Annotated in this window: 16 protein-coding genes; 8 read left to right on the top strand and 8 right to left on the bottom strand. The window is 56.2% G+C overall.

What is annotated here, in order from left to right; all coding sequences use genetic code 11:
• Positions 1–185: 185 nt before the first annotated feature.
• The 3 genes from QTO31_RS01760 to QTO31_RS01750 all read right to left on the bottom strand — a co-directional run bounded on the left by QTO31_RS01760 (position 186) and on the right by QTO31_RS01750 (position 5,084).
• A complete protein-coding gene (locus QTO31_RS01760; protein ID WP_051871112.1) occupies positions 186–1,469 on the bottom strand; it encodes an MFS transporter in 1,284 nt (427 codons plus the stop codon).
• A 24-nt stretch (positions 1,470–1,493) separates the two neighbouring features.
• Complete coding sequence (locus tag QTO31_RS01755; protein ID WP_301427913.1) at positions 1,494–2,864, bottom strand: GH1 family beta-glucosidase; 1,371 nt, start codon at positions 2,862–2,864, stop codon at positions 1,494–1,496.
• Between the two features lie 393 nt (positions 2,865–3,257).
• The gene (locus QTO31_RS01750; protein ID WP_031459407.1) at positions 3,258–5,084 is read right to left on the bottom strand and encodes an ABC1 kinase family protein; all 1,827 of its coding nucleotides are present in this window, start codon (positions 5,082–5,084) and stop codon (positions 3,258–3,260) included.
• A 151-nt stretch (positions 5,085–5,235) separates the two neighbouring features.
• Here QTO31_RS01750 and QTO31_RS01745 point away from each other — a divergent pair, with 151 nt between their 5' ends.
• A complete protein-coding gene (locus QTO31_RS01745; protein WP_301427912.1) occupies positions 5,236–5,562 on the top strand; it encodes a hypothetical protein in 327 nt (108 codons plus the stop codon).
• Between the two features lie 97 nt (positions 5,563–5,659).
• On the opposite strand, the gene QTO31_RS01740 is transcribed toward QTO31_RS01745, so the two are convergent.
• Both QTO31_RS01740 and QTO31_RS01735 read right to left on the bottom strand, forming a co-directional pair.
• Positions 5,660–7,165 carry a carboxypeptidase M32 gene (locus QTO31_RS01740; protein ID WP_301427911.1) on the bottom strand — a complete coding sequence of 502 codons (1,506 nt, stop codon included), beginning with the start codon at positions 7,163–7,165 and terminating at the stop codon, positions 5,660–5,662.
• A gap of 22 nt (positions 7,166–7,187) precedes the next feature.
• Positions 7,188–8,378 (bottom strand): aminotransferase class I/II-fold pyridoxal phosphate-dependent enzyme, encoded by a 1,191-nt coding sequence (locus QTO31_RS01735; RefSeq protein ID WP_301427910.1) that lies wholly within the window; start codon positions 8,376–8,378, stop codon positions 7,188–7,190.
• 167 nt (positions 8,379–8,545) lie between these two features.
• Between QTO31_RS01735 and QTO31_RS01730 the strand changes: the two genes are divergently transcribed.
• A complete protein-coding gene (locus QTO31_RS01730) occupies positions 8,546–8,932 on the top strand; it encodes a hypothetical protein (protein ID WP_301427909.1) in 387 nt (128 codons plus the stop codon).
• Between the two features lie 251 nt (positions 8,933–9,183).
• Here QTO31_RS01730 and QTO31_RS01725 read toward each other — a convergent pair whose 3' ends face one another.
• Positions 9,184–11,628, bottom strand: coding sequence for a TIM-barrel domain-containing protein (locus QTO31_RS01725; RefSeq protein WP_301427908.1), 2,445 nt, complete (start codon positions 11,626–11,628; stop codon positions 9,184–9,186).
• 313 nt (positions 11,629–11,941) lie between these two features.
• Between QTO31_RS01725 and QTO31_RS01720 the strand changes: the two genes are divergently transcribed.
• Positions 11,942–14,458 (top strand): transglycosylase domain-containing protein, encoded by a 2,517-nt coding sequence (locus QTO31_RS01720; RefSeq protein ID WP_301427907.1) that lies wholly within the window; start codon positions 11,942–11,944, stop codon positions 14,456–14,458.
• Here QTO31_RS01720 and coaE read toward each other — a convergent pair.
• Positions 14,446–15,102, bottom strand: a complete 657-nt coding sequence (coaE, locus tag QTO31_RS01715; RefSeq protein WP_301427906.1) for a dephospho-CoA kinase — start codon at positions 15,100–15,102, stop codon at positions 14,446–14,448. The two genes, QTO31_RS01720 and coaE, sit on opposite strands and share 13 nt — an antisense overlap.
• Positions 15,099–17,069, bottom strand: coding sequence for an amidohydrolase family protein (locus QTO31_RS01710; RefSeq protein WP_301427905.1), 1,971 nt, complete (start codon positions 17,067–17,069; stop codon positions 15,099–15,101). Before QTO31_RS01710 ends, coaE begins: the two co-directional genes overlap by 4 nt.
• 98 nt (positions 17,070–17,167) lie before the next feature.
• Between QTO31_RS01710 and QTO31_RS01705 the strand changes: the two genes are divergently transcribed.
• The 5 genes from QTO31_RS01705 to QTO31_RS01685 all read left to right on the top strand — a co-directional run bounded on the left by QTO31_RS01705 (position 17,168) and on the right by QTO31_RS01685 (position 24,455).
• Positions 17,168–18,550: an MATE family efflux transporter gene (locus QTO31_RS01705; RefSeq protein ID WP_031459415.1), complete on the top strand. Its 1,383-nt coding sequence runs from the start codon at positions 17,168–17,170 to the stop codon at positions 18,548–18,550.
• Between the two features lie 611 nt (positions 18,551–19,161).
• A complete protein-coding gene (locus QTO31_RS01700) occupies positions 19,162–19,899 on the top strand; it encodes an SIMPL domain-containing protein (protein WP_301427904.1) in 738 nt (245 codons plus the stop codon).
• A 344-nt stretch (positions 19,900–20,243) separates the two neighbouring features.
• Positions 20,244–22,238 (top strand): excinuclease ABC subunit UvrB, encoded by a 1,995-nt coding sequence (gene uvrB / locus QTO31_RS01695; RefSeq protein WP_301427903.1) that lies wholly within the window; start codon positions 20,244–20,246, stop codon positions 22,236–22,238.
• A gap of 3 nt (positions 22,239–22,241) precedes the next feature.
• Positions 22,242–23,513 carry a nuclease-related domain-containing protein gene (locus QTO31_RS01690; RefSeq protein ID WP_301427902.1) on the top strand — a complete coding sequence of 424 codons (1,272 nt, stop codon included), beginning with the start codon at positions 22,242–22,244 and terminating at the stop codon, positions 23,511–23,513.
• A 429-nt stretch (positions 23,514–23,942) separates the two neighbouring features.
• Positions 23,943–24,455, top strand: coding sequence for a hypothetical protein (locus QTO31_RS01685; protein ID WP_201771210.1), 513 nt, complete (start codon positions 23,943–23,945; stop codon positions 24,453–24,455).
• Positions 24,456–24,812 lie beyond the last annotated feature (357 nt).

Raw genomic sequence — 24,812 nt, 5'->3', positions numbered from 1 at the left:
TGCTTCTGCCGACGCCATATCTCTTGGAACGGCAATGCTGCGGTGCGCTTCCATCGTCGCATAGTCGCCGTGTCGCTGTTGTTCATAGCAGTGCCGTCACTTGCCTCAGAGTATACGCAAAACTGGCAGGCAAGCAAGCTGCAACCTGCGCCGCTTTGCCAGCGATTGATGAGCAACGTCATTGATCATCGGTGATGTTCTGCCGACTGATGGTTGATTCCTGAGTGATGGGAACTCCTGCGCCCCACGACGATTGCCGCATTTACCAATACTGCTGCGGTGTAGCACAGTGCGGCAATTAGAAAAATAGTCGTGAAGCCAGCGGTCGCCTGTAATTCGGCGCTGAGGGTTGGGCCGGCGATGTAGCCTACCGATGCGGCAGCCCGGATCATACCGGTTACCGTCGCGTGATGGGCAGGGGGGGCCTGGGCCAGGGCTTCTGCTTCAAACAACGGTGTCGCCATATTCATCAACATTCCGCGCACGATAGCTATTAGAGCGGCCAGGGGTAAGGTCGGTGCAAAGGCGAGTGCGACTAGACACGGGATCGCCAGCGCCTGCGTGAGGACTACTGCCGGGAGTCTACCGAATCGGGCGGCCAGCCGTGGACCAAGCAATGTAGCCAGGCCGGTAGTCAGGCTGATCAAGGCCAGGAGCAGGCCGATGATGGTATCAGATGCGGCAAAGCGTTGGCGGAAGAAGAGACTGAGATAGGGGATGAAGAGCGCAGCGCCCAGCGAAATCAGCAGTGGGCCTGGTACAAAGACCAGGCCCTGACGGATTGCGCGCCAGAAGGCGTTGAACGATCTGTTCCCGGCAACGACAGTAGCCGTCGGCAAAGGCTGCACGCGCAACCCCACCAGCGGGAGAGCAGCCAGGATCACGACGAGCGCACTTAGGAGCGCATTGAGCTGATAAGGGGGGATCGGTGTGCTGCCGCTGAAGAGCCAGCGCCATCCTGTTGTCAGTTGACCACCGAGCAGACTCGCGGCGCCGTTAGTGATCAATGTCAGTGCCGCACTGCGGGCAAAGAGGCGATCCGGCCCAGCGGCGCCACTCAGTTGCATCATTAGCGGCGGGCCGGCCAGATTAAATAGCACACTGGCCGGCCCGCTCAGTGCCACACCGGCCAACAGGAGCCATGCGGTAAGCGGCGATAACCTGTCGGCGGCAGGTGCCAGGCTTAAGGTCAGCAGTGCCAGACTGTGCAAGAGACAACCGAGGATCAGCGCCGCTCGTGCGCCCAGGGAGCGTACTGCCTGCCATGCCGGTGGGCCGCTCAACCCGCCGGCCAGCACCGCTACGCTATTGAGCAGACCGATCAACGCCAGATCGCCGAATAACGGCACATGCAGACGGTAACCGGCATAGCCGAGATCGGCGTAGGCGATGGTGGCAAATAGCCAGCCTACCGTCAAACCAACGGTGAGCATCGCCACCGTCAACAGGTAGCGCTGTGCTGTGTTCATACCGGCGCGAGCGATCATCGCTGGCTACAATCCGTTATGCGCAATAATATCGCGGTAGACGTATGCACTGCGCTTCCACACTCGCCGTTGCGTCGCGTAGTCGGTGTAGATGATGCCGAAGCGTTTACTATAACCCTTCGCCCACTCAAAATTGTCGAGCAGACTCCAGACGAAGTAGCCGCGCAGATCAATGCCAAGGGCCAGCGCACGCCGACATGCTTCGATGTGCGCCTGTAAATACGCTACTCGTTGCGGGTCTTCGACGACCTGATCCGTTGCCGACGGCGCCGGGTCGTCGAATGCAGCACCGTTCTCGGTGATGTACAGCGGTAAGGAAGTATATTGACGGGCTTTTTGCAATGCCTCGATGATACAATCAGGGTAAATCTCCCAACCCATTGCTGTTTTCGGTAACGGCCCCGGTACCTGTTTCGCCATTACGAACGGCTCACGCCAATTCACCGTGTTGAAAAGACGGGTGTAGGTATTGATACCGAGAAAATCAATTGGTTGGCCGATAATCTCAAGATCACCGGGCCGAATCGGGGCAAAAACAAACCGACGAGCGAAGTGTTTGATGATGTCGTCCGGGTAGCGGCGACAAAACAGTGGCTCGAGGAAGAGACGGTTCATGATGCCATCGATCCGTTGGGCCGCTTTGTGGTCGGCAGGTCGATCACTGGCCGGATATTGTGGCCATATCATCAACACGATGCCGATCTGAGGTGACGGCATATCGCTCCGTGCCGGTCGAGGACGGACAGCACGAAAGGCGCTTACAGCCAATCCGTGCGATAACAGCAGATGATGAACGACGGCCAGTACCTTCCAGGGGACACGTTTTCCCGGGGCATTTTCGCCGTTACCGTAGCCGTAAAATGCCTGAATGAACGGCTCGTTGTGGGTGGCCCATAATGCAACGTCGCCGCCAATCGTGCGAAACAGGTAGTCGGCGTATTCGGCGAAGCGCAACGCGGTGTCGCGCTGCATCCAGCCACCGCGATCTTCGAGCGCTTGTGGCAGGTCCCAGTGATAGAGGGTTGCAACCGGTAGAATGTTACGCTGATGGAGACCATCAATCAGCCGCCGGTAGAAGTCGAGGCCGCGTTGATTGGGTTGTCCGGCGCCGGTAGGAAAGATGCGCGGCCACGAGATGCTAAAGCGATAGGCCTTTAGTCCTAATGCCGCCATGTGATCGATATCCTCTTTGTAGCGATGGTAATGGTCACAGGCAACATCGCCGGTATCGCCATTGGCAATCGCACCGGGTCGTCGCACGAAGCGATCCCAGATACTTTCACCTTTACCGTCTTCGTTCCATGCGCCTTCGATCTGATAGGCAGCGGTCGCTGCGCCCCAGAGAAAATTGGGTGGAAAATGGGCTTGCGTGTTCATACAAGGTTACCGTATCTCTTCATCGTGTTACCGTTGTCGCAACGGTAGCAGGAGGCAAAGGTGTCTTGTACTGATCTCCTGTATACCATCTTACCAGACCTGAAGAGACGGAGTGAGAAGGAGCGGGGAGCGTCAGAGCCTGGCAGAGGAGAGGCTCTTCATCCTGGGTTAACAGATGAAACCGGTTGTGGGCAAAAGAACGCCTTACGCTACGATTGAACCCCGACAGGTAGGGTGCGGTGCCGCCGGGTAGAACCCGACGGTGCGGATGGTCTGGTGCTGTGATCGCCATGTGTGGGGACAGTTCACCCCTACGAGGTTGGTGGACACGGGTGCGCAATGACTTGCTGTACACTGTTACGTGAGACAGGGTGTTTGAGCAGGCCGGGCGGCCTACCAGCGATCATTCCGTGGCCAGAGCGCCCACAGAATAGCCGCCGCGGCTGCCCACCAGGCTCGCTTCGCTTCGCGTTCCAGCCCGCGAGTGCGAAGCTGCACCCCGCCGAGGAACAGACCAGTTGCCAGCATTCCACCCATCAGACGGTCAGTAGCCCGCTCGACTCGTTTCATGCTCCGTTCCAAGCGACTCAAATCGGAACGAGTTTGCAGTTCACCCCGATTTGCCGCCCGGTAGTAGGCATCCATCTGACGAGGTAAAGCCAAGAGAATCTGACCCAGTTCGGTGATCTCTTGTTGGAACTTCTCTAGCCAGTTGCCATTGCGCTGCTCTTGCGCCAACATCGCACGTGCGAAGGGACGTAACTCTTCAAACAGATTGATGTCAGGGTAGATTTCGGTTGCCAGACCGGCGACCATACTCAACGCTCGCCCTAGATAGAGCAAGTCTTGCGGAATCTGGAATGGCAGGTCGTAGATCAAGTCTTTGGTTTCGGCCATAATGGCCTCAACATCGAGATTCGTCAGCTCGCGCACGGTACGATTGAACGAATAACGCAGCATCGTCTCGATGGCACTCTTGATCGCACGACGGTCGGCGCCGGGCAAAATCATGTTGAGCTGTTCGAGTGCATTCAGAATCCTATCGGCATCATTCGTTGCCAACCCCAGGACGCCCTGCCGCATTACCTCCATCGTTTGTGGTGGTAACCGACCGACCATGCCAAAATCAACGAAGATCAAGGTGAAGGGTGTACCGGATGGTACATCTGGCGGTGCAGTATCAATTGGCAATCCAGCCTCGATAGGGTGATATCCATTATTACTGGCCGATACTGGCGGCGGTGTCGGTTTCCCCGGCGTCAGACCCGTCTCGACGCGCACAAAGAGATTCCCTGGATGCGGATCGGCGTGGAAGAAGCCATCAATGAAGAATTGCTTGAGATAGCAGTTGTTGAGGCGGGCAGCCAGTTCGAGGCGACTGACCCCCAACTGATCGAGGGTGTGCAGATCGGTGATCTTCACACCACTGATCCGTTCCATGACCAGCACGCGGCGAGTGGTTAACTCGAAGATCGGTTCAGGAATGTAGATCCCCGGATGGTTCGCGAAGTTCTGCCGAAAAGTAGCCGCCGAACGGGCTTCCTGCACATAATCCAGTTCCTGCACCAGGACACGGGCGAACTCAGCTAAGAGGGCCTCTAAATCAGCGCGTCGGCGGATGGGCGGATAATTCTTGATCAGCCGCACCACCCACGTCACCGCACTGAGATCAACTTCGATAATTTTGTCGATCCAGGGGCGTTGCACTTTAACCGCGACTTCACGGCCATCGTGCAACACAGCGTAGTGCACCTGGCCGAGCGACGCTGCCGCAACGCATTCGGTCTCGAAGCTGCGAAAGATTTCGCTGGGTGGGGCGCCGAGTTCTTCAAGAATGACCTCCAGCACATGCCCAGCAGGTGCTGGAGGAACTTCATCCTGGAGACCGGTTAATTCACGGCGTACCACTTCAGGAATGATGTCGGCACGCGAGGAAAGGAACTGACCGAGCTTAATTTGCATCCCGCCCAATTCAACAGCCATCATGCGAAACCGACGGGCGATGTTTACCCAACGTCGGATCATGGTGCGCTGGACATACCAGCGAAAGATGGCGAAGCGGGCGAGAAAAATATCCCAGATGTAAATATGGATGACGACGCCGAGAAAAAATGATGAAACGCGCAAGAAACGCTCACGCGGACGGAAGCGGGGCGGTTCGGTCGGCTTGGGAACAGTGGTTGTGGTGTCAGTTGCCTGAATTGAGATTGGTTCACGCATAATGTCCTACCAGTATTCTTTCGTTTAAATTATACCAGAGGTGAAACTCAATCTCACGACCGATCCATAGAGAATGAATGACCAATTACCATGCAGAGGGTGCCTTATACCCACGGAAAAGGGTTGGATAGGTTATGGTATCACCGACAATATGACTATTGATAGCCTTCGTTTACTAACTAATAGTGCGGCAACACTGTGGCTTCGACTCAGTCAGTTTGGTTCGCCTGAACTCCTTATTCAGCGCTCGTCGTTTGACGAATGGCTCACAACGGTACGTCCTGGTCTCTCCTCTGCCGATGAACAGGCCATTCGCCGTGATTATCGTCGCCTCTCTCTCCTCTTAACTGAACTCGAGATGCTCACTCGCTCACGCGAGCAAGCACTGGCATTAATTATGGATGCTGTTCAGCTTTCTTCACTTCATGAAGCTGAACCTGACGATGAAAGCTCGCCGCCGAGTCGGGATCCCTGTTGAACGCTACGGGACGAACGCAGATCGAGGATTGAGGTGATAGGATACAGCAGCACAGGGGCGGCCTGGATGGTCGCCCCCGACTGACCTGATTGTCTGACTACAAGTCATAGATCGCCGAGTACTTCTCACGCAGGTACGTCATATACGGCTCGATCCGCAGCGGGCTACCTGATGCGCGCTCGATCAGTTCGTTCGGCGTGAAGATGCTGCCATAACGATAAATGTTCTCGCGCAGCCAGCCGTGCAGTGTAGCGAATTCGCCCTGCCTGATCTCCTCATCAATCGTCGGATGTGCTGCCCGGGCAGCAGCCAGGAATTGCGCACTGAGGATGTTGCCCAACGTATAACCCTGGAATGCGCCGCCAATTAACCCACCGAACCAGTGAACATCTTGTAGCACGCCGTCGCGGTAATCCGGTACCGTTACCCCCAAATCTTCGGCGTAGCGCGCATTCCACGCCTCTGGCAGGTCACGTATCTTCAGACTACCCTCAAGTAACGCCAGTTCCAGATCAAACCGAATCATCACGTGCAGGTTGTAAGTGACCTCATCGGCGTCAGTACGGATGAGTGACGGTTGCACCCGATTAATCGCACGATAGAAGGTGTCGAGTGGCACCTGACCCAACTGTTGTGGGAATGTCTGTTGTAGTTCAGGATAGAAATACTCCCAGAATGGCAGTGAACGTCCGATCAGATTTTCCCAGAGCCGCGATTGGCTCTCGTGGACGCCGGCCGAAACCCCTGAACAGAGTGGTGTCGCCTCGAAGGCGGGATCGATTCCCTGTTCGTACATGGCATGGCCTGATTCGTGCAGCGTGCTAAACAGACCGTCACCTAGATCATGTTCGTTGATGCGGGTCGTAATCCGTACATCGCCGACCGAAAACTTGGTCATAAAGGGGTGATGCGTCAGGTCTTGCCGACCTCGTTCAAAATCATAGCCAAAGCGTCGGATAATGTGCTCGCCGAAGGCCAGTTGGTCGTTGCGTGGGTAATACTGACGCAGACACGAATCGTCAATCGGCGGTTGGGCCACAATGGCCCGAATGAGCGGAGTCAGTTCAGCACGCAAGCGGGCAAACAGCTCACGGATCACTGCTGCGCGCATCCCGTAATCGCTGAAATCGATCAATGGATCGGCCGGATGATCGTAGCCAGGGAAGCAATCAGCTACCCGTCGGCTCAGCTCGAGGGTGCGTTCGAGGTAGGGCAGCATCGTTGCAAAATCATTCTCCGGCCGTGCTTTGGTCCAGGCGTGATAACTCGCCGCCGTGTGGGCAGCAATTTCACTCACCAAATCGGTCGGTATGCGCGTCATCCGCTCGTAGTTGCGATGGGCCACTCTGATCAGTGCCGCATCGGGATGATCATACGGTAGTGTTTCGGCATAGGGCATCAGTTCAACCAACAGCTTACCCAGGTCGGGATCAGTGCTCTTTTGGTGAGCCAGCCGCGAAAGCGTAGCGAGTTGACGGGCGCGGGCGGCTGCGCCACCCGGCGGCATGTAGGTGCTCTGATCCCAACTGAGGATAGCAGCAGCACTGTTTAAATCATCAATCTCTTGCAAACGGGCACGTAGTTCTTGCAGTCGGTGTTCCATCGTTGACACTCGCTTTCTGATTTCAGCTTCGCTGTCGCCAGGCCAACAAGCGTTGTTGTGCAGCACGCAGCGTCTCTTCACGTTTGGCAAAACAGAAGCGGGCAAGCAGCGGGAGATCGGTTTGGCGGGCATAAAAGGCAGAAGGTGGGATCGCCGCAACGCCAACTTCGGTAGTCAGGTAGCGGCAGAACGTCACATCGTCGCGAAAGCCGGTCGGTGTAATATCGGCCATCAGGAAATAGCTGCCTTCGGTCGGCAACACGGGCAGACCGGCGCTGATCAGAATCTCTTCGAGCAGGCGATACCGTGCCGTATACTCAGCGCGAAACCGGTCATAGTAGCCGTTCTGCAACGCTCCTTCCAGCGCCACTGCTGCCGCATATTGTAAAGGGGTTGCAGTGGCAAAGGTAATCCACTGATGTGCAGCCCGTAGCGCGGCGATGAGGGGGGCCGCACCAACGGCGTAACCGATCTTCCACCCGGTTAGACTAAATGTCTTGCCCAAACTGTTGATGGTGAGCGTTCGCTCCCACATACCAGGCAGTGTTGCAATCGGAATGTGCTCGGCACCGGCGAAGACGAGTTGATCGTACACTTCATCGGCAATCACGATCACGTCGTAAGTCTGGCAGAGATCGGCGATCTGTTCTAGCTCGTGACGTCGAAACACTTTACCGGTCGGATTGTGGGGCGTGTTGAGCATGAGTAGACGGGTACGTGACGAGAACGCAGCCTGCAATTCAGCCGGATCAAACCACCAGTTTTGCTGACCGTCAGTAGGAGGATGCAGGCGCACAAAGCGGGGGATACCACCGGCCATTGTTACATCGGGCAGGTACGCATCGTAAAACGGCTCGAATAGAATCACCTCATCACCGGGATTGATCAACGCCTGCACGGCGCCAAAGAGAGCTTCGGTCGCGCCACTGGTTATCGTGACCTCGGTCTGCGGATCGACAGTACGCCACCCTTGCGCCTGCCAGGTTGCGGCAATCGCTTCACGTAGGCGTGGCACACCGATGTAAGGCGCGTACTGATTGGCATCGGCGCAAATAGCGTCAATTGCGGCTTGCTTAACCCATTCTGGCCCGGCAAAATCGGGAAAACCCTGGCCCAGGTTGACGGCGCCACATTGTACGGCAAGAGCACTCATTTCGGCGAAGATGGTGGTGCCAAACTGACGAACCCGCTCGGCGCTGCGTGGTGTAGTCATTGTGATCCCCTGAAAGCTAACGTCAGCGTGTGAAGATGTTTCTTGTATGTGCTTGCAAATCCGATTACCTTTCAACTATGGTACCACAGACTGCTGCAACTTTTGCAGTTGAAGCTACGTCATAGCGATAGAAGCGAAGAGGTCACACATTACGGAGGAGATAAACAATGAACAATCAAACACGCTTGATCGGACTGATCTTGATCACGATTGGTGTGGTCGCTATTTTCAGGCTGTGGTGGCTGGTACCGGTTGCTCTGCTGGCCGGTGGTGGCATCGTGATCTATCGCCGTCAGCGCAACCTTGGCCGCATCGATGAGGCAGTACAGGCTCTGTTGTGGGGAGTTGGGCTGGCGCTGCTGTCGCTGTTCAAATTGCTCTGGCCGGGTATTCTTATTCTGGGTGGCGTCAGTCTATTGCTGCGTGGTCGCGAGGCCGAGGTCGAACAACGGATGTGGGCGCTACTCGGTCAACTGTTGAGCTGGTATCGCCGACCGACAACGCCGCCGACCAGTAACAAGGTGCAGATCGTTGAGAAGCACGACGAGGCATAATGAGCTGCGTCGTTGGATAGAGTGCTAAATATCGTGCGGGGCGGGTTCGCAACCCGCCCCTGCGATTTCCTAGAGGGATGGGTGTCACACGACGTGGTCATTTCGACAAAAAAGAAAACAGACGACGGCGTTGACCACGAGAAACGACGACGATTACCGACATGCGCTTGACCGTTGTCATCTGGTTGTGACAGGGATCGCCGAAATGAGTCCAACCATTATCTGGCGTTGCTGATATTATCCCCAGGGTGTCACACCGTAAACGAGACCGTAAACCCCTGCCCTCGGTTAGCAAACGTGAGCTGGTTGGCGACCAATGGCTGGGTCATCCCATTAACGACAAGCGCTGCTGGGGTGGCGCCGTGGATCACTAGCGTCAACGTCTCACGGGCAAACTCCCTGAATCCATCACCGCGCACCGTTGCCGTTACAGTCACCTGCTGGCCACGTCGCTCGATCCGGAACGTCGTGCGGTAACAAGCTCCCTGTGCAAATCCAAACGTCAAACCATCATCTTCGTGCAGGTCTGAGGTGTAAACACCATCGTGCGTTGGCACAAACAGATGTAACTCTAGCGTGCGCGGATAATAGTTCATCGTTGACGGCGGCACTTCTGGCCAGAGTGGAATGACTGCTCCGGCTCGCACGAAGAGCGGGATTCGATTGAGAGGAGCTGCTACGCTGATAAACTGCTCACCGGTAAACTGCTCATCGCTGTACCAGTCATACCACGCTCCGGCCGGTAAGTAAAGTTGCCGGGCAACGGCGCCGGGGGCATAAACTGGCGCAACGAGGAGATCACGACCGAGCAGAAACTGGTCATCAATATCGCGGGTCAAGCGGTCGGTCTGATAAGCAAATACCAGTGGCTGCTGTACCGGTTCGCCCGTTTCCAGCGTGTGCATAAACGCCGTCACCAGATAAGGTATCAACCGATAGCGCAACTCAAGGGCAGCCCGGGCAATCTGCTCGATGGCCGGCCCAAACGACCAGACGTACTGGTCAACATGACCATAGGCGCTATGATTGCGACAAAACGGCGTCAAGGCCGCACACTGCATCCAACGGGCAAAGAGTTCGGGCTGGGTATCACCGGCAAAGCCACCGATGTCGGCTCCGATAAATGCCTGTCCAGACAAGCCCATTCCCATCGCCATTGGCATACTCATCCAGAGATGATCCCAACGCGGGCAATTATCGCCCATCCAATTCGCCGTATAGCGTTGAATGCCAGCAAAGCCTGCCCGTGAGAGCACGAACGTTCGTTGATCAGGGAACGCAGCCTGTAAGCCTTCAACCGTCGCCATCGCCATCAAGAGCGCATATTGATTGTGATAACGCTCGTGTGGTTCTTGCCCACCGTTAAACCGCATTGCATAGGGCGGAATATCACCGGTGGCGGGTTCGTTCATATCGTTCCAGATACCGGCCACACCCAAACGGGCAAGGTTGGCATTCTGTTGCCCCCACCAGGCCCGTACTTCCGGCTTGACAAAATCGGGAAATACCGTTCGACCCGGCCAGACCTGACCAATGTACAACTCACCGCTTGCCGTGCGGCAGAAAAAGTTGTGTGCCTGCCCCTCACGAAACAACGCAAAGTCGGGGTCAAGCTTGACACCGGGATCAACAATCGTGATGAGACGGAAGCCGTACTGTTGTAACTGTTGCACCAGCGCTGCCGGATCGGGGAACAACTCGTGATTCCAGGTAAAAACGCGATAGCCATCCATGTGCTCAATATCGAGCCACAGCGTATCACAAGGAATACGTCGTTCGCGATGACGAACAGCGAGCGCTACGACATCCTCCTGGCGGTAACGGTGCCAGCGGCACTGATGATAGCCGAGGGCCCAGATGGGTGGTGGCGCCAGACGACCGGTCAGCCAGGTAAACCCCTCTAGAATATCGGCAATACGCGGCCCGGCGAACACGTACTCGGTATACTGGCCGCCCAATGCGCAAACACCGTATGTTTCGGCGGGTGAAAAATCGACATGCTGCCGATACGCATTATCAAGAAAGAAACCAGCCGCATTTCCGGCCTGATCGAGATGATAAAAGAATGGGATAGAGATGTAATAAGGATCGAACTCTGTACTGGTATTCTTTGCGCGCGGATCAGCAGGATCACGGCCTGCCGCAAACTCGGCTTCGCCCTGTGGGCTTAACACATCGTTATTCCACAGAATAAAATCGCGCCCCTTACGATTAAGGCGACCGGTCTTCTCACCCAGACCGAGAAATGCGTCATCGCGGGCACATACCCGATGAAACGCGAACGCATCGTTCAGCGTTGCATACGCCCATGGCCGCCCATCATGACCGGTTGCTGTGTTTAAGACGAGACTGTTGTCAGAACGACGGACGGTAAGCGTAAACGGATCACGGCCGATGATTATCTCCAGACGGGTACTGCGTAAGATCAGCGAAGTGTCCGTCTCGGTAAGGGTGAACGACGGCACTGGTACGGTTGTCAGGTCAATACAGACAGCGTAAGTGGGATGTTCATCAAAACGTCCACCGCGACTGATCTTGAAACGAACAATATCCTCACGGATCCATTCTACCCGTAACCACTCGTGATCAAGGGCAGCAAGTATCCCGCGTTCGATGGGCTGTACCGCCCCCAGGCGTGATAATGGCGTAAAGTAACGGGTATCGGTCAAGCCGATCCGGGCCGGGGCTTGCGTCATGGCAACCTCCTCGAGATGTCAAGGCAATATTGATGGATGATTGTAGCATAGGGTATGGATGGGATCATTCTGTTGCAGGGCACTGCTTGGCGCAGAAAGAGGGAGCAGTTCATCCTTCCCTCTCGTGGTCGGCGAGGAAAGGGGCTGCGGGGGCGGGCGTTGGTTTCTATCTCGACTACAATCGCTTATATAACCGCTGATGGTGAAATAACCGATCATGTTCCTGCAACCACGCTATAGTATATACAGAACGATCTTACGCGAAGGTCGCTCTGCACGATAGATTTGGCTGCATATCACAGGTGCATCAACCATGGCACGTCGGCCTCGTCCACCGTTACCCCGCTTTCGTCGGCGGTCTCCGCCACCAACTCCATGGCTTATTCGCGGCCTGGCGTTTGTTTGGCGCTGGTTGAATCGGCTACTGTTTGCCGTGCTTGTTCTTGTATTGTGCGGCTTGATTGGTCTGATCGGACTATACTTCTATTACGGTCGTGATCTCCCCCCGCCAGAACTGATCGATCAGCACCGCAGCTTCGAGAACACGCGCATTTATGCCCGTGATGGGATTACGCTGCTCTACGAAGTTATCGGGCCGGGGGTGCGCGTTCCGGTGGCGCTTGACCGGATTCCGCAGATATTGCGCGATGCAACGGTAGCCGTTGAAGATGCGAATTTCTATACTAATCCTGGGGTTGATTTACCGAGTGTCATTCGCGCTTTCTGGCAAAATCTGACTGCCGGTGAGACGGTTTCAGGGGCGAGCACGATTACCATGCAGTTGGTGCGGACAATTTTGCTGACTCCTGAAGAAGCCCGACAACAAACAATTGAGCGTAAAATTCGTGAGGCGATTCTGGCTATTCGCGTTGGGCAAGAGTACAGTAAAGATCAGATTTTATCGCTCTACCTCAACGAGGTGTACTACGGTGCGCAGGCGTATGGGGTCGAGGCAGCAGCACGTCGTTATTTTGGGAAACATGTCTGGGACTTGAGTCGTGGTGAAGCAACGCTTCTCGCCGGTTTGCCGCAATCTCCTTCGGTCTATAATCCGTTTGAAAATCTGCCGCTGGCCCGTGCCCGCCAGCGTATCGTGTTGAACCAGATGGTCAAAGCTGGTTTCATCAGCGCTGCCGAAGCTGATGCGATCTTCGCCGAACCGATCCGGCTGGTGACACCAACGGTAACGATCAGTGCGCCACATTTTGTCTTCTACGTTTACGATTTGCTTGTCCAGCGTTTCGGCGAGGAGATGGTCAATCGTGGCGGGTTGCGGGTAATTACCACGCTTGACCCGGCGTGGCAGATGCAGGCCGAACAGGTGGCTGCCGAGAAGGTGGCTACTTTACGCGAACGGAAGGCAAGCAACGCGGGAGTGGTGATGCTGTCGCCTGACGGGCAGATTCTGGCGATGGTGGGGAGCGTTGATTACAACGCGCCTGACGGACAGGTGAATGTCACTCTTGCTTTGCGTCAACCCGGTTCGACCCTGAAACCGTTTATCTACGCTGCCGCGTTGCAGCGTGGTTGGACACCGGCAACCATATTGTGGGATATTCCTTCGCGCTGGCAAATCAACGGTGTTGTGTATGAGCCGCGCAATTATGATGGTCGTTTTCGAGGTCCGGTACGGTTACGGCTGGCGCTAGCCAATTCGCTCAATATTCCGGCGGTAAAGGCGCTGGAATTTGTTGGGGTTGAGGCATTTGTCGATCTGATGACCCAGTTCGGCGTAACGTCGTTTACCGATCCCGCTCGCTACGGATTGGCGATGGCACTCGGTAGTAACGAGGTGCGGTTGCTCGAATTGACCGGCGCCTATGCCGGTTTGCGGGCCGGTGGCCGTCAGGTGCGTCCGGTTGCTATCTTGCGAGTGACAAACAGTCGCGGCGAGGTTCTTGAAACGTGGCAGCCGACTCGTGGCAAGCCGTTGCTCGGCCCACAGAGTGAGCAAATTGCCTTTCTGATCAGTGATATTCTCAGCGACAATGCTGCACGCTGGCCGGTGTTTGGCCGCAATAATGTGATGGAATTGCCGGGTATTCCGGCAGCGGTCAAGACTGGAACCAGTAACGATTACCGCGATTCATGGGCGATTGGCTATACCGATGCCGTAATCATTGGGGTTTGGGTTGGGAATAATGATAATCAGCCAATGGCTGAAGTGGCCGGCGCCAACGGGGCTGGTCTGATCTGGCGTGAATTGATGTTACGGTATCACGCTAATCGGGTAGCCAGGCCATTTGTGCCACCGACAGGAATTGTCGAGCAGCCTGTGTGTGTTGAAACCGGTGGCCCACCTAACCCTGAGTGCCCGCAGGTGATTACCGAACGCTTTGTGGTTGGGAGCGGTCCGGTAAGTGCGCTCAGCTTTCAAACGGTGCGGGTGGGTGGTGATGGCTCGTGTCTGGCGACCACGTACACACCGCCAGAGGAGGTGCGCCTGGTTACTTTCCCAGTATATCCAACCGAAGTTGCCGAATGGGCACGTCGCAATGGGAAAGTTGCGCCGACTAGCTATTGCCCGCCGCCGCGTGAACCGGAGCGTGCAATAGCGTTGCTCGATCTCGCCGAGCAAAGTGTGATCACGAACACGTTGATCTTTATCAAAGGCACGGCCCGCGGCCCATTTATTCTCGATGTGGGCAGCGGCACCGATCCAACCGACTGGCAGGTACTGGGGCAGAGCAGCCAGCCGGTTGAACAGGGATTACTCGGTATGTGGAATGCTGGCTCCTGGTCGGCAGGCGATTACACCATTCGATTGCGCGTGACTCTGGCCGATGGTGTGGTGATCGAGGAGCGCCGACGCATTACCTATCGCCCGTGACTGGCAAGCAGGGCCTGCTGCCATGCCGCTTCGACCTGAGCACGAGTGTTGGCCTGCGAACCGCTATTGTCGATGATGACATCGGCCCGACTGAGCCGACTCTCTTGCGGGGGTTGAGCTGCAATACGTGCCTGGGCCTCAGCCAGCGACATGCCACGAGTCGTCATCAAACGCTCGATCTGCTGTTCGGGTGAGCAGGTAACGACCCACACCTGATCGCACTCGTCGGCCCATCCCGATTCGATGAGTTTAATCGCATCGATCACCACCACCGGTCGCTCAACCGGGCGCAGACGAGTCGCGTAGCCACCAGCGTTCGCTACTTCAGCCAGAAACCGCCTGATCTCGGCCCGTACCGCCGGATGGATGATTGCCTCCAGCCGCTTGAGCGCTGCCGGATCGTTGAAGACGATATTACCGAGCTTGCGACGATCAATAGCACCGCCAGGTGCGCTCAAGATGTGTGGTCCAAAAGCCTCGACAATCGCCTGGTAGACCGCTGTTCCCGGCTGTTGCAGGCGATGCGTTACCCGATCAGCGTCAATTGTGCGTGCACCCAGTGCGGCCAGCATTGCCAGCACCGTACTCTTACCGCAGGCAATACCTCCAGTCAGGCCGATCAAGAAGATGCCGGGATGTTTCATGACACAAGCTCCACATACTCTTGCAATATCAGTGCGTCATCGGTGATACCGGCCAATTCGAGCAATTCGCTGATCAACTGTGCCCGCTGCTCGGCATCGCGGCGGCTCCAGGTCCGACTCTTGATTTCGAGAAATTGCCCGCTATCAGCCTGACCAACCAGGGTGTCAAGGTTGATCGCGAAATCATGATCACGGTAGAGGATACGCCAGCGTCGTCGTCGCTTTTCCAACTCTTCAATTCGGTCGGGTTGAAAATACTCGCGGTAGAAGCGCACGGTGTGGTCTGCCGGTGCAGTATACCGTGCGCGTGAGAGCATCATTGCTTTGGGATGATCGAAGCGGCGTGCTTCGGCCATCAGCGTGAGCGTATATTTGGGCTGCGGTCGTGCTCCTGGATCGGTACGATGATCTTCACGAATCCGAATGCGCTCGCCATTGGCAAAAATAAAGTAGGTATCGTACTGCGTGCGCTCGCTGGTCTTGGTTACCGTGATAGCCGGATGGTTGAGAAGGGCTAGAACCCGTTCAACATCACCTGGATCAAGACGGGCTTTGACCTGAATCTCAAAGATTTCGGCCTGTTGGACACCACCCAGAGCCAGAATCTTGGCAAGCAGGTTCCGTTCGCGCGTGGCGAGAAACTCGTTGATGCGGGTCGCGATAGCCTGGGCGCGATCAATAATCTCATTCTCATCAATCGTCAGCAGATGGCGATTGCGGAGGAGTAATTTGCCATCGACCAACACATCACGGACATCGGCGGCCCGACTGCTGTACACGAGATGGGAATAGATGGCATCTGGGGCGTAGGTGTAGCGTGGTGCACTGTGTAGGCGATCCAGTTCAACTACGACAATATCGGCACGTTTACCCACTTCCAACGACCCGATCAGGTGATCGAGATGAATGGCCCGTGCTCCCCAGCAGGTGGCGAGAGCAAACGCCTCACGGGCCGGTACTGCCGTTGGATCGCCACTGAGACCCTTGGGGAGTAGCGCCGCCAACTGAATCTCGGTAAACATATCCTGATCGTCATTGCTTGCCGGTCCATCGGTACCGAGACCAACCCGCACACCCGTCTCGATCATACGGCGGAAAGGAGCGACACCGCTGGCCAGTTTGAGATTACTGGTCGGGCAAGGCACGGCACCGGCACGAGCTTCGCGCAAGAGTCGCAGATCGTCTTCGGTTGCGTGGACGCAGTGGGCGGCGATACACGGAACATCAAACGCACCGACTCGTTTGGCGTAACGGATAGGCGTTACTTCGCGGTCGCGAATACTCTCTTCGACTTCCCGTGCTGTTTCAGACAGATGGGTAATCAGCGGAACGCCAAACTCGGCACAAAGAGCAGCCGCCTGTCGGTAGATGTCGTCGGTGCAGGTATAGGGGGCATGCGGGGCAACCGTAGCGATAATGCGCGGATGGCCGCGCCACTCGGTCATGAAGCGTCGGGCACGCTCGATTCCAGCATCGAACGAATCGGCGTCGGGGGTTGGTAGTCGCATCACTGTTTGGCCGCAGATTGCCCGCATTCCGGCCTGATCGGCTGCTCGTGCTACTTCTTCCTCGAAGTAGTACATATCGACGAACGTCGTCGTTCCGCCACGGATCATCTCGGCACAGCTCAGCAGCGTACCGGTGAAGCTAAACTCAGCATCGACGAACTGACTCTCTACCGGAAACATATAACCGAAGAGCCAGACATCGAGTTGTTGATCGGCAACCAGACCGCGCAAAAGACTCATCGGAACATGCGCGTGGCCATTGATCAGGCCAGGAATAATCGCACAATTACGACAATCAATCGTCTCGGTCGCCGTGTAACGCTCGTTCAGATCGCTTGCCGGTCCCACAGCTACAATCACACCATCACGGATCGCGACGGCGCCGTTGGCAAAAATGTGCCACTCTGCATCCATCGTAACAACAGTGCCGCCGGTGAGGAGAGTGTCAACATGCTCCATTCTATCCTCCTTTACAACACGCTATCTTTATTCATTGTACGAGAAACCCTTCTTCCATGCGATCCACCCATGTGCTGATGTCGGGTATACTGAGAGATATGCAACCAGAAGCTGTTTCTATCGAACATCAAGCGACAACAACTCAGCAAACACCATCGCGATCCCAACTCGAAAAGCGAGTTTTGCGGCTGGCCTGGCCTGTTATCGGCGAAAACCTGCTTCAAACGATGCTCGGTGTGGTTGACACGATCCTGGTCGCCTCTTTAGGTGCCGTGGCCCTGGCCGGGGTTGGCGCAGCGTTGCAGGTGATTTATGTTACCACCGCAGCACTCAGTGCCTTGTCGGTTGGCGTGGCTGTGCTGGTAGCGCAGGCGTATGGTGCCGGGCGATTGGTTGAAGCTGGCGCCCTGGCGCGCCAGGGTCTGTTCTGGAGCGTTTTAATTGGGCTGCCAATCACGGTCATCGGTTTACTGCTCACGCCTACACTTATTGGACTGTTTGGCTTAGCACCCGATGTCAGTCAGGTCGGCATTGATTACCTGGCTGTCACAATGAGCACCATTACAACCCTGACGATGATGCTGTTGATCGGTGGTGTGTTGCGTGGCATTGGTGATTCGCGCACGCCAATGATCATTACTGCTGTTGCCAATGTGATCAATGTGATTGCCAGTGCTGCACTCATCTTCGGCTGGGCTGGCTTACCGGCCTTGGGAGCAGTTGGCAGTGCATGGGGGTCGGTGGTTGCGCGCCTGATAGGGGCAATACTATTGGCCGGTATCCTCTGGCGTGGCCGCAATGGTGTGCGGGCCGGCGGAGGCGGGTTATGGTGGCCGCAGCTCAGCGTCTTGCGTGATATTTTGCGGATCGGGATGCCAGCCGCCGTGGAAGAGGTGTTGATCATCGGCGCTATTGCCTCGCTGACACCAGTAGTAGCAACACTGGGTACGATACCGCTGGCAGCGCATCGGGTAGCGATCAATGTGCTCTCTCTTTCATTTTTACCCGGTATCGGCTTTGGATTGGCAGCAACAGCATTGGTAGGACAGGCCGTTGGTGCACAGCGTCTGGCCGAGGCCCGTGCTGTCGCGCAGATTGCTCTCCGTTGGGCGGTCATTTGGATGGGAGGACTCGGTGTTCTATTCATCGTATTTGCTGAAGGCCTGGTGCGCATATTCAACAACGACCCGCAATTGGTCGCCGAAGGTGCAGCAGCCGTGCGTGTCGTTGCCCTGACTCAACCGGCCTGGGCTGTGACATTTGCGCTTGGTGGAGCGTTGCGCGGTCTTGGTGATACCCTTTCGCCACTTGTGATTAGCGGCTCAGCAATTTGGATTTGTGTAGGGTTGGCCCTGGTCATTGTGCTGTGGTGGGTACCAGCCTTGTGGGGTATCTGGCTGGCCTTTCTGATTGTTGGTCCATTCGAGGCAGCCGTTTTCTGGCGGAAGTGGCAGCAGCGTATTTCCTCCTGGTCTCTGTAGGCGAGCAGTTATGCCGTTGCTCTGTTGTTGCCCTCACCCCCTGGCCCTCGCTCCCGCGCTGCGGGCGAGGGGGGATGGCCCTCACCCCCTGGCCCCCGCTCCCGTGCTGCGGGCGAGGGGGGATGGCCCTCACCCCCTGGCCCCCGCTCCCGCGCTGCGGGCGAGGGGGGATGGCCCTCACCCCCTGGCCCCCGCTCCCGCGCTGCGGGCGAGGGGGATGGCCCTCACCCCCTGATCCCCGCTCCCGCGCTGCGGGCGAGGGGGGATGGCCCTCACCCCCTGGCCCCCGCTCCCGCGCTGCGGGCGAGGGGTGATCTGGTTCGTGGGATCGCTCCTGCTCCGATCATCCCCCCTTTTCTCGCCTCGTGTGGGAGCGGAAGGGTTCGGGGGGAAGGTGAGGGGGCGCCCGGCCTGTTCTGCGGCACTGGCGCTGAACCCAGTGCCAGCGTGGTTTCGGATCTTGGGAGATGAGGCTTCCCGACACGTACCGATCTGATGCGAGCGTGCCTTCCAAAACCTTCAGCTGCAAATGACAGATGGAACTAACCCTGCGGCAAACACGTCTCTGGTATGCGACGTTCAAATGACCTTTGCCTAAAGGAGTTACCACAATGGAAAACCGTCTACTTTCAATCGTACTCGCACTAACAGCGCTTGTCGCTGTGCTGGCGCTGGCCGCAGTGAGTCTGTTTCGTCCGGGGCAAACTGTCACCGCGCAAACCAGTGTCGCCAATATGCCGCAGATCGTAGTGATTGGCACCGGTGAAGTGAAGGTCGAACCTGATATGGCCTCGGTTTTGATAGGGGTTGAGACGACTGCACCGACAACTCAGCAGGCGTTAGCGCAGAACAGCAGCCAGGCTCAGGCGATTATTGATCAGATTCGACAGCTAGGCATTGAGGCCCGCGACATTCAGACCACCGGTATTAACATCTATCCGGTATACGATGAAAAAGGGCGTGAGATCACCGGATATACCGTCAATAACACGGTTCAGGTGACCATCCGCAATCTGGCGCAGGCCGGAAATCTCATCGATAGCGTGGTACAGGTTGGCGCCAACCGGATTTACGGCATCAGCTTCGGAGTCAGCGATCCAGAGCGTGTGCTGTCTCAGGCCAGGGAAGCGGCCATTGCGAATGCCCGTGCACGGGCTGAACAGATGGCCCGTGCCAGTGGCACATCGTTGGGTCGCGTCTTGTTTATTACCGAAAATCTGGGCGCCAGCCCTATCCCGATCTCAATGATGGCTGAAGCCCGTGCGGCTGTAGGGAACGCAGCCCCGCCTATCCAACCAGGTCAGCAAACCTACAGTGCGTCGGTGCAAGTGACCTTTGAACTCCGCTAGATCGCGCCTGATACCCTCTCCGCGCCAGATCATCGGCGCGGAGTACCCCAGGAGCGCGGGCCTCCGGCCCGCGTTGTGCAACGCACCCTGGGTGCGCGGGCCTCCGGCCCGCGTTGTGCAACGCACCCAGGAGCGCGGGCCTCCGGCCCGCGTTCACGTACCAACGTACCCTGGGTGAAAGCTTTAAAAATCATTGATTCTCACATCCACAAACCATCTTTACTTCTGATATAATACAGGTAACCCAACCATCGGCGCGGCGTTGTTGCCCTCTTCGCCCTGGAGCGATCGGCAGCAACCCGCGCTATTGTGATCTCTATACCACAGAAACACGTGAGCACCGTATGTCATTCCGGATCGAAGCGCCTTACCAGCCAACCGGCGATCAGCCGCGTGCCATTGAGCAACTGGTTGCGGGATTGCGCGCAGGTTACCGCCATCAAACACTGCTTGGCGCTACCGGCACCGGCAAAACGTTCGTTATGGCCCATATCTTCTCGCAAATCCAAAGGCCAACGTTGGTTCTGGCGCATAACAAAACGTTGGTGTCGCAGCTTTGGGCCGAGTTCCGCGAGTTTTTACCTGATGCCGCTGTTGAGATGTTCATCTCGTACTACGATGAATATACGCCCGAAGCCTACGTCCCCTCGAAGGACCTCTATATCGAGAAAGAGGCCAGCATCAACGAGGAGATCGACCGGCTCCGCCACGCCGCTACTCAGGCCCTGCTTTCCCGACGTGATGTGCTGATCGTTGCTTCGGTTTCGGCGATTTTTGGTCTCGGTTCACCGCATGATTATGGGCAAGAAAAGGTTACGCTGCGTGTCGGTGAGGTACGTAACCGCGATAAGCTTTTGCGCCAGTTGATCGATTTGCAGTTTGAGCGCAAGGATATGGATTTTCAGCGGGGAACCTTCCGAGTGCGCGGTGATACCCTCGATATTATTCCTGCCAACGCCGAGACTGCTATTCGTGTAGAGTTTTGGGGTGATGAGATTGAACGCATTGTTGAACTCGATCCGCTGACCGGCGAGGTTTTGCTGCGGCATACAGCAGTTGATATTTATCCGGCGAAGCACTTCGTCACTACGAAAGAAAAGCTGCAACGAGCGATTGCCAGTATTCAAGATGAACTGAATGAACGGCTCCGCGAACTCGAAGCGGCCGGTAAACTGCTGGAAGCGCAGCGGCTCAAACAACGCACGCTCTACGACCTCGAAATGCTAAGCGAGATCGGGTATTGTAGCGGGATTGAGAACTATTCACGTCATCTCGATGGCCGTGTTCCCGGTCAGACACCGTGGACGCTGCTCGACTATTTTCCCGATGATTTTCTGATCTTTATCGATGAGAGTCACATTACTATCCCGCAGTTGCGCGGTATGTACAATGGTGACCGGCAGCGCAAGCAGACACTGGTTGATTACGGCTTCCGTCTACCTTCAGCTCTTGACAACCGACCACTGCGGTTTGAAGAATTCGAGCAGCATGTCTATCAGGTTATCTACGTCTCGGCCACTCCTGGCGCCTACGAACGTGAGAAGAGCGAACAAATCGTCGAGCAGATTATTCGTCCAACCGGCCTGCTCGACCCTGAAGTTGAAGTCCGCCCAACCCGCGGCCAGATCGACGATCTACTGGGCGAGATTCGACGGCGAGTTGAGCGGAAACAGCGCGTACTAGTCACGACCCTCACGAAACGAATGGCCGAAGACTTGGCCGACTATCTTAAAGAGATGGGGGTGCGCACGATGTACCTCCATGCCGATATCGATACCATTGAACGGGTAGAGATTCTGCGTGATTTGCGGTTGGGCGTCTACGATGTCGTGGTTGGCATCAACCTGTTGCGCGAAGGGCTGGACCTGCCCGAAGTGAGTCTCGTTGCAATTCTCGATGCCGACAAAGAGGGTTATCTCCGCTCGGAAACCTCACTGATTCAGATTATCGGTCGGGCGGCTCGCCACGTTGAAGGCAAAGTCATTATGTACGCCGACACAATCACCCGTTCGATGGAGGCGGCGATCCGCGAGACGCAACGCCGACGCGATATTCAGATGGCCCATAATCTGCGTCACGGGATTACGCCACAGGGTATCGCTAAAGGCGTGCGTGATCTAACCGACCGTATTCGCAAGCTGGCTGAAGAACGTGGTGAGTATGTCGCTACTCCTGCCACGGCGGTGCCGGTCGATCTACCGCGTGATGAGGTGTTAAAGTTAATTAAAGACTTGGAAAAGCAGATGAAACAGGCAGCGAAAGAACTGGCTTTCGAGAAAGCGGCTGCGCTGCGTGACCAGATTGTTGAACTGCGTAAAACGTTAGCCTTGAGTGAGTGAGGTATGGCCGTTCAGGTCTGGATCGGCGAGAAACCAGAACATCCGCAAGAACGGCGGGCTATTCTAGGGGTGGCTCAGGCCCTCGAAAAGCTGGAGGGTCTGTTCCTGATCCTGGCCAATTTCAGCGTGAATGGTCGTAACATCGATCTGGTTATTATCAAGCACAATGCGATTGTCATTATCGAGCTAAAACATTGTGATGGGCGCGTGATCGGGAGTGTCAACGGGCCATGGTTCGTTGAGGGCCGTAACGGTGAGCAGAAGCGACTCAACCCTGGTCGTAAAAATCCGTACAATCAGGTCATTTCGTATTTTCACGCGCTCACCAATTTTCTCAACGAGCATCGCCGCGAGTTTCTCTCGGAACAAAAGGCAAATGATGTTGATTTTCGCACTTGCAAGCGTCTGATCGTCATTGCTCCCCGCATCGAAGAGGGTTCGCAACTCGATCTCGACTGGAAAGTTGAAGTACGTGGGCTTGATGAGTTGCCCGCGTATATGATTACCGAGCGCTCCTCTGAAATTGAGTTGAGCGAAGAGGAGATGCTGGCTATCCCAAAACTCTTACACTGCACACCCTGGACGGAATTGAATGAGGTGGTGCGGGAAAATGCTCCGCCTGCGCCAACCAAATCCGTTCCTTTACCGTGGTACGTGCAGGCGCGGAACGCTCTCCACACCACAGCCGGTCGGCTGGTTACCATCTTTGCTGGCCTGTCGCTCGTATTGCTGTTCATCCTCTTTGTGCGTCCACCAAGCCCTGCTCCACGCGCTGATAGCCCACTGACTTCTATCACAATGGGGACTTCTGGCGATGGAACGATCTTGAACTTCAACGCGACGACCAGCTTCTGTCGTTGGAACGGGTATCAATTGATCGGTAAACGCTGGGATAGCAGCACCCAAAGCTGGCAAAATATTGCGATTGGCGAAGCAACGACCGGCGCTGCACCCGATATTATTGTTGCACTCGAGCAGATTGACGCCTGCGGTGACCGGATCGAGATTACGTGGAGTGTTCAGAATAACACCAATCGTTCGGTGAGTTTCCCACTGCGCCACAACAACATTAAGATCAGCGACGGTCTGGGGAACGACTATCCTCTGGCAAATGACGATTCGCGTCCGGCGGTCATCAACGTACTCCCCGGTACCCGGCAGCGTGGTGTTGCTGTTGTGCGTCGTCAATTGGCCGCCAATGCCAGTACGCTTCGCATTAAGCTTATCGAGCAGCCGTTTGGTGAAGCCAGTTTTATTGTTGCGCTTCAGCCGTAGGTATTGTGAGCACACCCCCCTCACCTTTGTTCAACAGGTGTCAGGTGTGAGGAAGGGAGAGGATGAACTCTGCCACTTTCCGATTTTTTCTCTTCAAACCTGTAGAAGCGGATTCTACTTCCCCTGCCCCTCTTTCCAGCGGAGGAAGGCTATACGCGCTACAGGTTTTGCCCTTCCTTCCAAGGGACATGATGATGCGCCAGTCGCTTCTGCTGCGTTTCCAGGTGATGGGATGGATGGTGAGTCATCGGTAGTGGGAGAGTGCACTGCATGTTGATAGCGCTTCGCTTAGGCATCGTTTCGTCATCAGACGGCGTGAATGAACAGAGCGTAAAGCACGCTCGTTTGTGCTATCATACCCTTGTTTCCTGGTTATGCTATTGTGCAACGCAGTATGATAAGTTCGTTCAATTGAGCAGGAGGTTCATCGTGGACATTGCAGCATTAGCGAAAGAGGTGGCGCTGTTTCTAACCCCCTTCCTGCCGTATTTGCTCAAAGCGGGGGAGAAGGCAGCGGAAGAAGCCGGCACGAAACTGGGTAGTGCGGCCTGGGAGCGCGCAAAGGGGCTGTGGAGTCGGCTACGCCCGCAGATCGAGGCGAAACCGACCGCGCAGGAAGCCGTGACCGACGCTGCGGCAGCGCCACACGACGAGGATGCGCAGGCTGCCCTGCGCTTGCAACTGAAGAAACTGTTCACCGAGAATGAGGAGCTGGCACGCGAGATCGGGCAACAATGGGCTGCGGCGCAGGCGGCAGGGGTGACAATCATTGCTTCCGGCGAACGATCCGTGGCGGCGCAGAATATCACCGGCAGTACCATTATTACCGGCGATCACAACACCGTACAGAGCGGCAAGTACAACGTCAGGATTGATAAAGCCTCGGGGCTGGCAATTGGCGACAATGCGCGGGTCGAGCAAAGCGGCGGCGAGACGGAGTAAAGGCTCTTCCTGGAATGCCGCAACCCACAGGTCGGAGCCTCAGAGCACAGGCCTTCAGTGCGCATTTGAGTACGCGAGCTTCCGGCCCGCATTCGGAGCACATTTGGGTACGCGAGCTTCCGGCCCGCATTCGGAGCACATTTGGGTACGCGGGCCTCCGGCCCGCATTCGGAGCACATTTGGGTGCGCGGGCCTCCGGCCCGCATCCGCACTGGAACAAAAAGAAGGTAGTCCAGGAAAGGCTGCACCAGGCCTGCCCGTGCATCTCCTAACAATCACATCAAAATGCGATCCATAGATCTATTCGAGCGCCTCTTGCTGGCAGGGAGCCGTCAGGCGTATCATGCACTGAGCGAA

This window comes from Chloroflexus sp. MS-CIW-1 (assembly GCF_030444705.1).
Lineage (GTDB): Bacteria > Chloroflexota > Chloroflexia > Chloroflexales > Chloroflexaceae > Chloroflexus.
The sequence above is the reverse complement of the archived record's forward strand: the minus strand, read 5'-3'. Positions and strand labels throughout refer to the sequence as shown.

Coding starts and splice junctions, on each gene's coding strand:
- QTO31_RS01725 (WP_301427908.1), bottom strand. CDS start 11,628: ATGACGCAAGCCCCGGCCCGGATCGGCTTGACCGATACCCGTTACTTT.
- QTO31_RS01760 (WP_051871112.1), bottom strand. CDS start 1,469: ATGAACACAGCACAGCGCTACCTGTTGACGGTGGCGATGCTCACCGTT.
- QTO31_RS01705 (WP_031459415.1), top strand. CDS start 17,168: ATGCAACCAGAAGCTGTTTCTATCGAACATCAAGCGACAACAACTCAG.
- QTO31_RS01745 (WP_301427912.1), top strand. CDS start 5,236: ATGACTATTGATAGCCTTCGTTTACTAACTAATAGTGCGGCAACACTG.
- QTO31_RS01700 (WP_301427904.1), top strand. CDS start 19,162: ATGGAAAACCGTCTACTTTCAATCGTACTCGCACTAACAGCGCTTGTC.
- QTO31_RS01750 (WP_031459407.1), bottom strand. CDS start 5,084: ATGCGTGAACCAATCTCAATTCAGGCAACTGACACCACAACCACTGTT.
- QTO31_RS01730 (WP_301427909.1), top strand. CDS start 8,546: ATGAACAATCAAACACGCTTGATCGGACTGATCTTGATCACGATTGGT.
- QTO31_RS01710 (WP_301427905.1), bottom strand. CDS start 17,069: ATGGAGCATGTTGACACTCTCCTCACCGGCGGCACTGTTGTTACGATG.
- QTO31_RS01740 (WP_301427911.1), bottom strand. CDS start 7,165: ATGGAACACCGACTGCAAGAACTACGTGCCCGTTTGCAAGAGATTGAT.
- uvrB (WP_301427903.1), top strand. CDS start 20,244: ATGTCATTCCGGATCGAAGCGCCTTACCAGCCAACCGGCGATCAGCCG.
- QTO31_RS01720 (WP_301427907.1), top strand. CDS start 11,942: ATGGCACGTCGGCCTCGTCCACCGTTACCCCGCTTTCGTCGGCGGTCT.
- QTO31_RS01755 (WP_301427913.1), bottom strand. CDS start 2,864: ATGAACACGCAAGCCCATTTTCCACCCAATTTTCTCTGGGGCGCAGCG.
- QTO31_RS01690 (WP_301427902.1), top strand. CDS start 22,242: ATGGCCGTTCAGGTCTGGATCGGCGAGAAACCAGAACATCCGCAAGAA.
- coaE (WP_301427906.1), bottom strand. CDS start 15,102: ATGAAACATCCCGGCATCTTCTTGATCGGCCTGACTGGAGGTATTGCC.
- QTO31_RS01735 (WP_301427910.1), bottom strand. CDS start 8,378: ATGACTACACCACGCAGCGCCGAGCGGGTTCGTCAGTTTGGCACCACC.